15 protein-coding genes are annotated in these 12,441 nt (G+C 69.9%); 10 read left to right on the top strand and 5 right to left on the bottom strand.

Going from position 1 to position 12,441, the window contains the following annotated elements:
• The first annotated feature begins 105 nt into the window (after positions 1-105).
• From F0U44_RS06940 to F0U44_RS06960, 5 genes are read left to right on the top strand one after another with little or no spacing between them, the layout of a single operon-like run.
• Positions 106-885 carry a hypothetical protein gene (locus F0U44_RS06940; protein WP_149727584.1) on the top strand — a complete coding sequence of 260 codons (780 nt, stop codon included), beginning with the start codon at positions 106-108 and terminating at the stop codon, positions 883-885.
• A 33-nt stretch (positions 886-918) separates the two neighbouring features.
• Positions 919-2,064 (top strand): sulfotransferase family protein, encoded by a 1,146-nt coding sequence (locus F0U44_RS06945; protein ID WP_149727585.1) that lies wholly within the window; start codon positions 919-921, stop codon positions 2,062-2,064.
• Positions 2,064-3,401: a hypothetical protein gene (locus tag F0U44_RS06950; RefSeq protein ID WP_149727586.1), complete on the top strand. Its 1,338-nt coding sequence runs from the start codon at positions 2,064-2,066 to the stop codon at positions 3,399-3,401. The genes F0U44_RS06945 and F0U44_RS06950 overlap by 1 nt, the downstream gene beginning before the upstream one ends.
• Before the next feature lie 14 nt (positions 3,402-3,415).
• Complete coding sequence (locus F0U44_RS06955; RefSeq protein ID WP_149727587.1) at positions 3,416-4,444, top strand: TIGR03617 family F420-dependent LLM class oxidoreductase; 1,029 nt, start codon at positions 3,416-3,418, stop codon at positions 4,442-4,444.
• 10 nt (positions 4,445-4,454) lie between these two features.
• A complete protein-coding gene (locus F0U44_RS06960) occupies positions 4,455-4,925 on the top strand; it encodes a MarR family winged helix-turn-helix transcriptional regulator (protein ID WP_223163604.1) in 471 nt (156 codons plus the stop codon).
• A 77-nt stretch (positions 4,926-5,002) separates the two neighbouring features.
• On the opposite strand, the gene F0U44_RS23270 is transcribed toward F0U44_RS06960, so the two are convergent.
• The gene (locus F0U44_RS23270; RefSeq protein ID WP_223163605.1) at positions 5,003-5,608 is read right to left on the bottom strand and encodes a calcium-binding protein; all 606 of its coding nucleotides are present in this window, start codon (positions 5,606-5,608) and stop codon (positions 5,003-5,005) included.
• A gap of 156 nt (positions 5,609-5,764) precedes the next feature.
• On the opposite strand from F0U44_RS23270, the gene F0U44_RS06970 reads away from it, so the two are divergent.
• Positions 5,765-6,718: a hypothetical protein gene (locus F0U44_RS06970; RefSeq protein ID WP_149727589.1), complete on the top strand. Its 954-nt coding sequence runs from the start codon at positions 5,765-5,767 to the stop codon at positions 6,716-6,718.
• A gap of 38 nt (positions 6,719-6,756) precedes the next feature.
• Here the strand turns inward: F0U44_RS06970 and F0U44_RS06975 are convergent, their stop codons facing one another.
• The 3 genes from F0U44_RS06975 to F0U44_RS06985 are packed head-to-tail and all read right to left on the bottom strand — an operon-like array spanning position 6,757 to position 9,009.
• The gene (locus tag F0U44_RS06975; RefSeq protein ID WP_149727590.1) at positions 6,757-7,539 is read right to left on the bottom strand and encodes an MBL fold metallo-hydrolase; all 783 of its coding nucleotides are present in this window, start codon (positions 7,537-7,539) and stop codon (positions 6,757-6,759) included.
• Positions 7,540-7,564: 25 nt separating this feature from the next.
• Positions 7,565-8,278 carry a sterol desaturase family protein gene (locus F0U44_RS06980; protein ID WP_149727591.1) on the bottom strand — a complete coding sequence of 238 codons (714 nt, stop codon included), beginning with the start codon at positions 8,276-8,278 and terminating at the stop codon, positions 7,565-7,567.
• Positions 8,275-9,009 carry a FadR/GntR family transcriptional regulator gene (locus tag F0U44_RS06985; RefSeq protein ID WP_149727592.1) on the bottom strand — a complete coding sequence of 245 codons (735 nt, stop codon included), beginning with the start codon at positions 9,007-9,009 and terminating at the stop codon, positions 8,275-8,277. Before F0U44_RS06985 ends, F0U44_RS06980 begins: the two co-directional genes overlap by 4 nt.
• Before the next feature lie 103 nt (positions 9,010-9,112).
• Between F0U44_RS06985 and F0U44_RS06990 the strand changes: the two genes are divergently transcribed.
• Both F0U44_RS06990 and F0U44_RS06995 read left to right on the top strand, forming a co-directional pair.
• Positions 9,113-9,907, top strand: a complete 795-nt coding sequence (locus tag F0U44_RS06990) for an SURF1 family protein (protein ID WP_188113375.1) — start codon at positions 9,113-9,115, stop codon at positions 9,905-9,907.
• Positions 9,904-10,239, top strand: a complete 336-nt coding sequence (locus F0U44_RS06995) for a DUF3817 domain-containing protein (protein ID WP_149727594.1) — start codon at positions 9,904-9,906, stop codon at positions 10,237-10,239. Before F0U44_RS06990 ends, F0U44_RS06995 begins: the two co-directional genes overlap by 4 nt.
• Positions 10,240-10,251: 12 nt before the next feature.
• On the opposite strand, the gene F0U44_RS07000 is transcribed toward F0U44_RS06995, so the two are convergent.
• Positions 10,252-10,698, bottom strand: coding sequence for a hypothetical protein (locus tag F0U44_RS07000; RefSeq protein ID WP_149727595.1), 447 nt, complete (start codon positions 10,696-10,698; stop codon positions 10,252-10,254).
• A gap of 170 nt (positions 10,699-10,868) precedes the next feature.
• On the opposite strand from F0U44_RS07000, the gene F0U44_RS07005 reads away from it, so the two are divergent.
• Both F0U44_RS07005 and F0U44_RS07010 read left to right on the top strand, forming a co-directional pair.
• The gene (locus F0U44_RS07005; RefSeq protein ID WP_149727596.1) at positions 10,869-11,381 is read left to right on the top strand and encodes a peptidylprolyl isomerase; all 513 of its coding nucleotides are present in this window, start codon (positions 10,869-10,871) and stop codon (positions 11,379-11,381) included.
• Positions 11,382-12,311: a rhomboid family intramembrane serine protease gene (locus F0U44_RS07010; protein WP_246160349.1), complete on the top strand. Its 930-nt coding sequence runs from the start codon at positions 11,382-11,384 to the stop codon at positions 12,309-12,311. It begins immediately after the preceding gene.
• Positions 12,312-12,441: the final 130 nt, after the last annotated feature.

Consider the following 12,441-nt stretch of genomic DNA (forward strand, 5'->3'; position numbering starts at 1 on the left):
ATGTCGTGAACCCAGACACCCTAGGCTCCACCATTTTGAATTGCGCGAGCGCGTCGCGGACGGCGCTCGCCGTCCAAGCCGCCGCCGAACCGGCAGAATCGCGACGTGACGTCGACGGACGAGGATCTCGGGCAGGTTCCGGCGGAGGGTGACCCAGCGCGAGAGCGGGGGCCCAGGCTCGCGCCGCGCATCGCGGCGTGGGTGCTGATCGTCTCGTGGGTGTCGAGCGCGTTCGCGGTGGTGGCGTTCGGTGAGCGGGAGTCGTCGGTCGACGACCTGATGGCTGCGATCGCCGGCGGTGAGGTCACCGAGGTGACGGTCGCCGGCGGGCTCGAGGACCACTGGCGGGGGTCGGCACCGATCCAACTGCGCTGGCGCGAACACGGCATCCGCTACGTCGCCGAGGCGATCCAGGTCCGGGGGCCGAAGGCGCACCACCGTCCGACGAGCAGCGGGGGCTGGGTCGAGGTCCGGAGCGACCAGCGGCCGCGCTTCCGTGGAGAGGTCGAGGACTTCCTCACTCGCGGCGGCGGCGAGATCGACATCGACCGCAGCGAGGACTGGCACCGCTCCGGGCACTTCACCGGCTCGTGGGGCTGGGAGATCCCCGAATGGCTCTCCGGCTGGGGTCTCCTCAACTGGGTCCTGACACTCGTCGTATTGGTCAGCGGCGCTCAGCCGTGGCGCGCCACGCGCTGGGCGTGGTTCTGGTTGATCGGCGCGGGCTGGATGATCGTCGCCCCGCTCTACCTGCTGATCGGTGGCCCGACCGGCCTGGCGCGGCCGGTGGCTCCGAGCAACCGGTTGACCGGCGGCTGGGCGTTCCTCATCAGCCTGCTGGTCGGCAGCGTGGCCCAGACGATCGCTATCAACACCTTTCATTGACAATGTCAATGATTGCCGGGCATGCTGCGCAGCATGGCTAGAGGCAGGTTCTACTTCGACTGGGACAACTACCAGACGATGGTGGGGCTGCTGGCGCGCAACCGTGACTCCCAGCGCGGGCGCCGTACCTACCGCGCTTTCAAGTACGGCGTCCCGCTCGTCGCAGGCGTCCATGCCGCCTGCTTCGCACTCGACCCGGTGGTCAGCGCGAAGCTGCGACGTACGGAGGTGAGGCGGCCGGTCTTCTCGATCGGCCACGCGCGGAGCGGGACGACGTACCAACACCGCCTGATGACCGCGGACCCGCAGTTCAGCTACCTGCTGATGTGGGAGATGTTCTTCCCCTCGCTCATCGAGAAGCGCGCGCTCCGACTGCTCCTCGCGGCCGACACCCGGCTCGGCGGACGCTTCCAGCGCAAGGTCAAGGAGATGGAGGAGCAGGCGCTCGCGGAGACCAACGACATGCACCAGACGGGCCTGTTCGCGGCGGAGGAGGACGAGTTCCTGCTGACCTCGTCGCTCGCCTCGGGCTTCTGGATGGTGCTCTTCCCCTACGTCGGCACCCTCGACTTCCACGCGATCGACCGCTGGCCGCAGGAGAAGCGGCGGCGGGCGATGGAGTTCTACCGGGAGTGCGTGCGCCGGCAGCTCGCGCTCAACGACAAGCCGCTCCACCTCAGCAAGAACGCCAACTTCGCCGGTCGGATGGAGACGCTCATCCAGACGTTCCCCGACGCGCGGATCATCATCCCGATCCGCAACCCGCAGCAGACGATCCCGAGTCTGTTGAAGATGATGCAGACGGCCTGGCGCCAGCAGGGTCACGACGAGGAGCTGATCCAGGGCTCCCTCCGGGTGCTCGCCGAGCAGTCCTACGAGACCTACCGCCACCCGTTCGAGGTGCTGGCGGCCCACCCGGAGGTCCGCGCGACGGTGCTGGACTATCGCGACCTCGTCGCGGATCCGGGGGCCGCGATGCGCAAGGTCTACGACGACCTCGACCTCGATCTGACCCCCGAGGCGGTCGCGACCTTCGACGCCGCGGGCAAGCGCGGCGCCCACGAGACGAGTCACCGCTACAGCCTCGAGGAGTTCGGCCTCGAGAGCGGAGAGATCCACGACCGCCTCGCCGACCTGTTCGACCACTACCGCTGGGACACCGAAGGAGCCGACGCCTGATGAGTGATCAGAGCCCCGTCGACCAGAGCCCCGTCGACCAGAGCAAGGCCGACCTCCGCGCTGCGTGGGACGACCTGATCGCGCACCTGCAGGCGGCGCGCGACGCCGTCGACACCCCGGAGCTGCACGCGCCGCCGGCGACCGTACGCGGACTGGCCGAGGGCTACCGCTACCTGGTCGGCTTCGCCTTCAGCGCGTTTGAGCGCGCGTTTGCGGAGGACCCGGACCGGCCGACCTTCCGGCGCGCGATCCAGCCGATGGACAAGGCGACCATCGACAACGCCGACGCGCTCTACCTGTCCGCGCCGGTAGACGGCAGCCGGAGCTATCGGATCACCGGTCGCTTCGCGGGGCAGGCGCCGCAGTACCTCATCGTCGAGGCGCACGACTCCTACGCCGGCGACAGCGGCTCGATCATGGAGCTGATGCCGGGCGGCCGCACGATCACCGGAGTGCTGGACACCGCCGACCTCGAGGTCGACGACGACCGTTTCGAGATCCTGGTGGCGCCCGAGCGACCCGACGGCCACCTGGGCAACTTCCTCTGCTCGCGCGAGCTGCGCGAGGACGGCACCGAGGTGATCAGCACCTACGTGATCGTGCGCGTGCTCTTCCACGACTGGGAGCACGAGGTCGCGCCCGAGCTGACGATCACCGCGCTCGACCCCGCGACAGCCGCACCCGACCCGCTCGATCCTGCGGCGGCGAGCGCGCGGCTGCGGCGGGCCGGGGTGATCGCCGAGAACCAGATGAAGTTCTGGACCCAGTTCTACGACTTCGTCCTCGGTGCCTACGGCGAGGGCAACCCGGACGCGCCGGCGTACCAACCGCGCAACGACCTCAACGCGCCGACCAACGCCCAGCTGTCGACCGGTGGCGGCCAGAGCACCAACGTCTACTCCGGTGGCCTCTTCGTGCTCGACCCCGATGAGGCGCTGATCATCGAGATGACCACGCCCGTTACCCCCGACTACCAGGGCATGCACCTGTCCAACCTGTGGGGCGAGTCGCTCGACTACGCCCACCACGTCGTCAGCCTCAACGGCTTCCAGGAGGAGCGCGACGCTGACGGTGTGACGCGTTTCGTCGTCGCGCACAACGACCCCGGAGTCCCCAACTGGCTCGACACGACCGGCCAACGGGAAGGGTTCGTCACCTTCCGCTGGACCTATCACCAGTCGCCAGAGCAGATGCCCGTGCACAAGGCGACGAAGGTCCGCCTCGAGGAGGTGCGCAAGCATCTGCCGGACAGCACCCGCTGGGTCACGTCGGAGGAGCGCGCCGCGCAGGTCGCCATCCGTCGTGAGCACGTGCAGCGGCGCTACCGCCAGCACTAGGAGGACGGAGCACCGTGGACGTCATCGCCACCTGGCCCGGACAGTCGGCACTCGCCGACGTCGGGGCGTTCGCCGCGCGCGTCGAACGGCTCGGCTTCGACGTATTGCACGTGCCCGAGACGATCCACGACCCGTTCATGGCCGCGGTGCTCGCCCTCACGCACACCTCGCGCCTGGTGGTCCGCACGAGCATGGTGGTCGCGTTTCCGCGCAGCCCGATGCTGACGGCGTACGCCGCCTGGGACCTCGCGCGCCTCTCCGGGGGGCGCTTCCAGCTCGGCATGGCGTCGCAGGTGCGCGGCAACATCGTCGGCCGCTACGGCACCCCGTGGACCGAACCGGTCACGCGGCTGTCCGACTACATCGGTGCGGTGCGCGCGATCTTCCACAGCTTCCAGACCGGCGACGAGCTCGCCTACGCCAGCGACAACTACACGTTCGACCGGCTCCAGCCCTACTTCAACCCCGGCCCCAACGACGTGCCGCCGCCAGCGATCTGGATGGGCGGCGTCAACCACGGCATGTGCGCACTCGCGGGGGAGGTGGCCGACGGCTTCGTCTGCCACCCGACCAACTCGCACCCGCGGGTGATCGACGCCCTGATCCGACCGGCGATCGCCGAAGGCATCGACCGCGGCGGGCGCGACGACGGCGGCCCGACAATGGTCGCCGGGCCGCAGCCGATCGTCGCGGCCGACGACGATGGTCTGCGGGCGGCGCGCGAGGCCCGCCGCGCCGAGCTGGGGTTCCTCTACAGCACGCCGGCCTACCGCCCCCAGCTCGAGCTCTTCGGCCTCGCGGCGATCAGCGACGCGCTGGGCGCCATGGCCAAGGCCTCAGCCTGGGACGGTCTCGCGGACCTGATGACCGACGAGGTCATCGCGACCCTGGTGCCGCAGGGCACCTACGACCAGATCCCCGATGTGCTCCACGAGTGGTATGCCGGCGCGTGCTCCGGTCTCGTCCTGACCCTCCCGGACCCGCCCGATGACGGCGCCTACGCCGAGGTCGTCGCTCGGTGCCGGCGCATCCCGACCTCCTAGGATCTGGCGCGTGGAGGACCAGGACCGGGACACGAGCATCGAGTCGGTCCAGCGCACCCTGGCCCTGCTGATGCGCACGAGCGGCGCGCGCGCCACCTTCGCGCGCCAGGCCGCGGTCGGTGGGGTCGACCTGAAGCAGCCCGCCTACGTGCTGCTCCGGACGTTGGTCGAGTCCGGTCCGGTGCCGACCGGTGAGCTCGCCCGACGGGCCCACATGGACGTTGGCATGGCCACCCGTCAGGTGAGCGCGCTGGTCGACGACGGCCTCGCGACCCGCACGCCCGCGCCGGACGACGGGCGGGTGACCCTGGTGGCGCCGACTGCCGAGGGACGCGACGCGGCCTCCGCCCTGATGGCGGTGCGTTCGCGCCACCTCCGCGCGGCCCTCTCCGACTGGTCCGAGGACGACCTGCAGACCCTCGACCGACTGCTGTCGCAGTTCCTCACCGACACGTTCAGCACGCCGTTCGAGCCGGAGTAGTCGGCGGTAGTACGAGAAATGCACGAAGCCCGGGTCCAGGGGACCCGGGCTTCGTGGTGAAACGTGGAGCGCGTGGCTCAGCCGTGCGAGACGCGGTCGCCGCCGCCGCCACCGACGATGCGGTCGGCACCGGGGCCGCCGCGGAGCCAGTCGTGGCCGGCACCGCCGTAGATGCGGTCGTTGCCCTTGGCGCCGTTGACGAAGTCAGCGCCGTCGCCACCGTAGGTGACGTCGTTGCCGGCGTCGGTCAGGACCCAGAGGCGGAAGCGCGCGGGAAGCGTGCGGCCGTCGGTGAAGTCGTTGCCGAGGCGGGGCCAGACCTGGATGTACATCTTCTGCTTGTTGAAGCGCGGCGGGACCTTGCAGACCGCCGAGAGGCCGACCTTGACCTTCTCGCGCGTGCAGCGGTCGGGCAGGCTCTTGAAGCGACCGGTGCGAGTGTCGCGGAAGCGGATCGCGTGCTGCGACTCCACCCACTTCACGGTCAGGTGCTGGCTGTGCTTGCCGGAGATGTAGACCGGGCCGAACTTGGAGTAGCGGATGATGGCGCTACCGCCCATGTCGGAAACTCCGGCGTCGCCCGGGCCGAGCATCAGCGGCGGGTGGTCGGCGGCCGCGGGGCTCACAGCCACCGTCACGGCCGCGACAAGGGCGACGAAGAACGTGGTGATGTTGCGAATCAAAACGGACCCCTCCTATCGGGATTCCAAAGACCATAAGCGGAAATTCCCGGAGCGCGAATTTCGCGGGTGAGATCCAGGTCACACGACCTAGACCGCTCGGGGGCCCCGGGGGACCGCCGAGGCAGAGAATGGGGTAGGTCGTGGCAGACTCAGCCCGTGACTTCTGGGGTGCGCTGGCTGGTGCCGTTGGTGGCCCTCCTGGCGACAGGTTGCAGCGACCCCGCGAAGCCGGTCTTCCCGCAGGATCCGCCCACCCAGACCCTCGCCACCGACTACGACGCCGGGCTCGAGCCGTCGGCCGCGGTCCTCGCTCTCGTGCCCCAGGCCGCCACCACGCTGGAGGTCACCGACTTCGACGAGCTGCGGCTGACCTTGGGCTTCGGTGCGCTCGACCGCAGCTCGCCGGAGGCGGACCGTGCGGCGTTCTGGCGCGCGGTCACCACAGCCGCGACGCTTTCGGACGGCATGCTCCGGCCGTTCGCCGACCAGCTCGCTGCCTACGACTTCGGTGAGGACGACGTCGCCTGGGAGGCGTCCTACGGCGACGGGGCTGACGGGTGGGTGATCGCCTTGCACGACGACGTCCCGCTGGCCCAGGTCCAGAAGGCGATCGACGACGGCGTCGGTCCGCTCGCCGGCGCTGAGCTCGACACCGACAGCTACCTCCTCACCTCGACGACCTCGCCCGACGGCGAGGAGAGCTGGGGAGCGCTGCCCGAAGTGGTCCAGCTCGTCGGGCAGTCGGCCAACGCGACGTACGTCGACCGCGCCTGCCTCGACTTCGACACCGTCTTCGGTGCGGGCATGGAGGCCCAGCTCGCCGCCGGGCCGCGGCTGGCCTTCGACGCCCTCGACCCGCTGACCGGCTTCTCGGTCGCGCTCGGCGCCGACCTGGCGACCGTGCGGCTGGGGGAGGCGCGCAGCGACGCCTTCGACCGACTGCGTATCGCCGACGTGATGCCGGCGATCAAGCCCGAGTTCGGCGCGGGCTACGCGCGCGGCGTCGCCGACCCCTCAACGGGTCGGATCGGCTACGACATCCAGGGGGCGCGGGCGGCCGTCGAGCTCATCGAGGACCGCCACCTGCCGTTCGCGGTCTGCGGCGACTGAGCAGAGACCTCGGTTTCGAGGCTCGCTCCGCTCGCACCTCAACCAGCGGTGTGAGCCAGGGCGTCGTACTGCGACTTGTCGTGCGCGCAGAACACGGTGACCTCGGCGGAGTGTGACGCGACGAGCTCGCGGAGCAGCTCGGTGTTGGCGCGCCGCTGCTTGTTGGACACGGCCATCAGCGTCTGGAACGCGGCGAGGCCGCGGTTGCAGCCGGCGGGCGTCTGCACCTGCTGGGCGTCGAAGAAGGAGTCACCGGCGTGCAGCAGCCAGTGGCCCTCGGCGTCACGGACGGCGACGCCCGCGTGGCCGCGGGTGTGGCCGATCAGCGGGATCAGCACCACGTCGTCGCCGAGCGCGGTCACCGACGAGAAGCCGAACCAGTTGTCGCCTGCCTCGCTGTGCGCGACCCAGGACGGACCGTGCGCCCACTGGGCGCCGACGTAGCGGGCCTTCTCCCGCATCGTCGGGTGCATCGCGGCGTCGAGCTCGGGCTGGTGGACGTGGATCCGCGCCTTCGGGAAGTCGGCGATGCCGCCCGCGTGGTCGAGGTCGAGGTGCGTGAGCGCGATGTCGGTGACGTCGTCGGCGGAGAAGCCGAGTGCCTTGACCTGCGCGACCGCCGTCTCGCCGGGGTCGAGTGCGGGCCGCACCATCAGCTGGAAGGGCTTGCCCAGCCGCTTCGGGTTCGCGATGTCGCCGGTGCCGAAGCCGGTGTCGACGAGGAAGAGGCCGTCGGCGCGCTCGACGAGCAGCACGTGGGCGACCATGGACGGAGTGATCGGCGGCCGCATGGTCGCGCAGTTGAGGTGGTGTACCCGCACGCCGCTCATCCTGTCAGGTCGAGTGCTACTCCGGCAGACCGTGCAGGTTGCGCGCCGTGGGCGACGTCGCGACCGTGGCCGGGTCGGGGTAGGTGCCGAAGAGCCGGTCGGCGGTCGCCGCGGAGGTGACCGTGAACCAGTAGTGCTCGCTCTTGTAGTGGTGCAGGCGGTGGTTGCGCCACACGAGCCGGTACCACTTCGACTTCGGCCGGTAGTCGCTGTGCAGCAGGTAGTGGGTCCACTCGTAGGCCGAGAGCAGCACCAGGTCGGCGACGAGCAGGGTGAAGGCGACCGACCAGGTCGGCGTCACCGCCCAGGCGATCAGGAACGCACCCGGCCCCAACGTCAGCTCGACCTGCCACGGGATGAACACCAGCGGGATCGCCCGCGGGTCGCGGTGGTGGGCGCGGTGCTTGCGGGAGAGCAGTGGGTCGATCTTGATGCCGGCGATACGACGCGGCTTCCAGTGCAGGATGAAGACGTGGACCGACCACTCCACGAAGGGGAGCAGCGCGAGGAGCGCCAGGGGAAGCAGCAGCTCCCACCACTCGCCCGGTCCGGCCAGCACGCGCCCGACGATCGCGGCGCTCAGGTAGACGCTCAAGATGTACGGCGACGGGTGCCGCCAGAACTCCACGAACACCTCGCGCATCGACTGGCTGGAGCGCCGGTTGCCGGTGATTCGCGCTTCATCGCGGTTGACCTGCTCCAGCGCGAACGCCTCGACGTCGCTGCTCATGCCTGCTCTCCTTCGGGGTTGCTGAGCGCGGTGAACGCGGTCATCAGCGAGCTGTTGGTGGGCGCGAGCACCCGCTCGGCCGCCGCGCGGGCGGTTGCGGGGTCGCCGGCGCTGATGGCGGCGGCCAGGAGCCGGTAGGGCTCGACCTGGCCGACCTCGGGCGCCAGGGCCAGGGCCAGCGCGGGGATCGCGGGCTCGTAGGCGGCGCGGAGGCCGTTGAACATCAGGCGGTAGACGATCGAGTCGGCACCGTCGACGACGACGTCCCAGTACTCCAGCGCCAGCTCCTGCCACGTCTGCGAGTCGGTCGTGCCGGCGAGCCGCGCGATGACGTCCTCGAGAGCACCGGTCAGCGCCGGGCCACCTCGCTGGGCGGCGAGCGCCGCGATGATCGGGCCGACCGACGTGCGGGCCTCGACGACGCTGCGCGCGACCGCCGGGTCGACCCCACCGTCGCGCACCAGCAGACGAGGCAGGAGGTCCAGGCCGCCGTACTTGCGGAAGTCGCGGACCGTCGCCCCGCCGCCGTGGCGCACCTCGACGAGGCGGGTCTGCGCCATCCGCTGCAGTGCCTCGCGGACCGCCGGGCGGGAGACACCGAGGACCTCGGCCAACTGGCGCTCGCTCGGGAGCTGCTCGCCCGCCGCGAGCCCACCGTCGACGACCTCGCCGAGCACCTGGTCGAAGACCTGGTCGGAGACGGACTTGCGGGTCACTGGTTTGAGGGCCATGGCGAGGACGGTAGATCGACGTTGGCTAGTTGGTCAAGTGGTAAGACCAATTTGAATGGAGCCGATGGCGCCCTCCAGCGTGGCTGTCCGTACCCTGAGTGGCGTGATCGCGTGGTGGAGCCCCCGGCTCTGGGGGGTGCACCTGGTCGCGCTGGTGTGCGCCGCGGCCGCCGTCGCGCTGGGGCTCTGGCAGTGGGACGCCTGGCAGGCGCACCGCGAGGCCGAGCGCCACGACATCACCCACGCGGATCCGCGGCCGCTGACCGACGTCCTCGGCCCCGACGAGCCCTTCCCGTCCGACGAGATCGGCCGGCCGGTGAGCATCGAAGGCACTTGGTTGCCCGAGGGGACCGTGCTGGTGACCGGGCGTGAGGGTGACGGCACCGACGGCAGCTGGGTCATCACGCCGCTGACCGTGGGCGGGCCCGACGACGCGGCCATCCCGGTGGTCCGGGGCTGGATCCCAGGCGACGACCCGTCCGACGCACCGCCGCCGCCGACCGGGACTGCCGCACTTGTCGGCTGGCTCCAGCCCGGCGAGGGCACCGGCGCTCCCGACGACGACCAGACCGACGACGTACTGCCTGAGGTCCGTATCGCCGACCTCGTGCAGAAGGTCGACGTCGACCTCTACGGCGGCTTCGTGATCGTCGATCCCGAGGCGACCGGCGACGAGGGCGGTCGCAACGACGGTACGGCGGACCTGGACCCCGCCACGCTCGACCAGCTGCCCCCCGTGAGCACGCTCACTGGGTGGCGCAACTTCGCCTATGCCCTGGAGTGGTGGCTCTTCGCGCTTTTCGCGCTCTTCTTGTGGTGGCGCCACGTGCGCGACGTCACGGGCCCGCAGCCCGAGATCGAGGCTGACGAGGACCGCCCGGTAGGTTCGGCGTCGTGAGCGGGCTGTTCAAGACCTACCGGGTGCTGGCGCTGGTCGTCGGCACGTTGCTGCTCGTCGGCTGCATCGGCTCGGTGCTGAAGTACCTGCTGCCCGAGGGCGGCACGCTGCAGACGCTCGGCGAGGACATGTGGCCGGTCTGGGTCGGCCACGGCTGGATCTACATGATCTACGTGGTCGTGGCGTTCGTGCTGACCCAGCGTGCGGGCTGGGCCCTGCCGCGCTTCCTGCTGATGATGGTGGCCGGGCTGATCCCAGGCCTGATCTTCTGGGTCGAGCACCGGGTGGCCACGCAGCTGCGCGCGGAGCACCCGGAGCTCGCCCAGGCGTGATGCGGGCCTGAGTCAGGCCCGGGGGTCGGCCAACGGGTCGGCCAGAGGGTCGGCCTCCGTCAGGTCCGGGACCGCTTCGGCGACCGGAGCGGCCGGCGGCGGTGCGGGCTCGTAGGCCGACTGCCATCCGCCGCCGCTCTCGCCACCCTGGAGCTTCTTGGCGACCACCGCGGCCGCGCCGCCGAGGGCGCCGAGGAGGAACAGTTTCTTCAGCTTCGAGCCCTTCTGCTGCTTCTTGCCGCTGGCTTGCGCGGTCTTGGCGTCAGCGAAGGCCTTGGCCTCGCCCGCCTTCTCCGCGATCGTGGTCGCACCCGCGGCGACGACCGGGGCTGCCTTGTCGCGTGCGTCGTTGAGCGCGGGCAGAGCGGTGCCCTGCACGAACTCCTTGGCCTGGTCGATCGCCGCCTCGACGTAGTCCTGACCCTGCTCGAGGAGCGTCTTCTTCTTACGAAGTCCCATCGCCATGCCCTTTCACGTCCGAGATCAGTGCGCAGATCGAATCTGCCTCTGTGTTACCCCATCCCACCACGTGCACACGGCCCCGACCACCCGTCGCCGGTGCCCCCGTAGGATCGTCGGCGAGCGTGCGGGCACCGACGTCCGCACCGGACGCAGTGCGAAAGGCAGTCATGGCGGACCTCCAGGCCACCCTGAAGACCAACAAGGGCGACATCAAGATCAACCTGTTCCCCAACCACGCGCCGGAGACGGTCGCGAACTTCACCGGCCTGGCGACCGGCGAGAAGGCCTACACCACCCCCAACGGTCGCACCGGCCCGTTCTACGACGGCCTCGGCTTCCACCGGGTGATCTCCGGCTTCATGATCCAGGGCGGCTGCCCGCTCGGCAGCGGCACCGGCGGCCCCGGCTACAACTTCAAGGACGAGCCGCACCCCGAGCTGGTCTTCGACAAGCCCTACTTGCTCGCGATGGCCAACGCCGGCCCCGGCACCAACGGCTCCCAGTTCTTCATCACCCTGGGCCCCACCACGTGGCTCAACTTCAAGCACACCATCTTCGGCGAGGTGGCCGACCAGGCCGGCCGTGACGTCGTCGACGCGATCGGCGCGGCCCCCACCGGTCAGATGGACCGTCCGGTGGAGCCGATCGTCATCGAGTCGGTCGAGATCACCGAGGCCTGAGTGTCTGAATCACCGGCCGGGGAGCCGACCTGCTATCGGCACCCCGGCCGTGAGACCTACATCCGGTGCCAGCGGTGCGACAAGCCGATCTGCCCGGACTGCATGCGGGATGCGGCCGTCGGCTTCCAGTGCCCCGACTGCCTCAAGGAGGGTGCCAAGACCACCCGCCAGGGGCGGACGGCGTACGGCGGAAAGCGCTCGGGCGACCCACGGGTGACCACCTACGTCCTCATCGGCCTCAATGCGCTGGTGTGGATCGCGATCGTGGCGACCGGCTGGACCAAGAGCACCCTCGTCGACCGGCTGGCGTTGCTGCCGACCGGTGTCTGCGGTTCGGAGAACGACCCCGGGAGCTTCTATCCCGGCCACGGGGTCGAGCAGCTGTGCAGCCGACTGCCCGACGGACAGTGGTTCCCGGGTGTCGCCGACGGCGCCTACTGGCAGCTCGTCACGAGCATGTTCTCCCACGTGGAGATCCTCCACATCGGCTTCAACATGGTGCTGCTCTACGTCCTGGGGCCGCAGCTGGAGATGGCACTCGGCCGTGTGCGTTACCTCGCGCTCTACCTCGTCTCCGGCCTGGCCGGATCGGTGAGCGTCTACTGGTTGTCGTCCGAGACCTCCTCGACGCTCGGTGCGTCGGGCGCGATCTTCGGCCTCATCGGCGGTCTGGCGGTCGTGTCGTTCAAGGTCAATGGCAACATCCAGAACGTCGCCGGCCTGCTCCTGGTCAACATCGCCGCCACGATCTTCGTGCCCGGCATCTCCTGGCAGGGCCACCTCGGCGGCTTCGTCGGCGGCCTGATCGTGACCGCACTCCTGGTCTACGCGCCGAAGGACCGGCGTAGCCAGCTCCAGGCCGCGGGCATCGGTCTGGTCACCGTCGCGCTCCTCGTCGCGACGATCGCCCGCACCGCCGCCCTGGCCTGACGAATTCATCCCCAGGGTTTCGCACAGGTGGGGATAACTACAACGTTGTAGTTATCCCCACCTGTTGAGAAACCTGTGAACAATTCGGCGGCCACTGATCCGACCAAAAAGCACGGAGCCGGCTCTCGAG

The sequence above is a fragment of the Nocardioides humilatus genome (assembly GCF_008373755.1).
Classification (GTDB): Bacteria; Actinomycetota; Actinomycetes; order Propionibacteriales; family Nocardioidaceae; genus Nocardioides; species Nocardioides humilatus.

Excerpts from the sequence above, each read along its gene's own strand:
- F0U44_RS06950 (WP_149727586.1), top strand. The coding sequence starts at position 2,064 with ATGAGTGATCAGAGCCCCGTCGACCAGAGCCCCGTCGACCAGAGCAAG.
- F0U44_RS06985 (WP_149727592.1), bottom strand. The coding sequence starts at position 9,009 with ATGGCCCTCAAACCAGTGACCCGCAAGTCCGTCTCCGACCAGGTCTTC.
- F0U44_RS07005 (WP_149727596.1), top strand. The coding sequence starts at position 10,869 with ATGGCGGACCTCCAGGCCACCCTGAAGACCAACAAGGGCGACATCAAG.
- F0U44_RS06980 (WP_149727591.1), bottom strand. The coding sequence starts at position 8,278 with ATGAGCAGCGACGTCGAGGCGTTCGCGCTGGAGCAGGTCAACCGCGAT.
- F0U44_RS06945 (WP_149727585.1), top strand. The coding sequence starts at position 919 with ATGGCTAGAGGCAGGTTCTACTTCGACTGGGACAACTACCAGACGATG.
- F0U44_RS07000 (WP_149727595.1), bottom strand. The coding sequence starts at position 10,698 with ATGGGACTTCGTAAGAAGAAGACGCTCCTCGAGCAGGGTCAGGACTAC.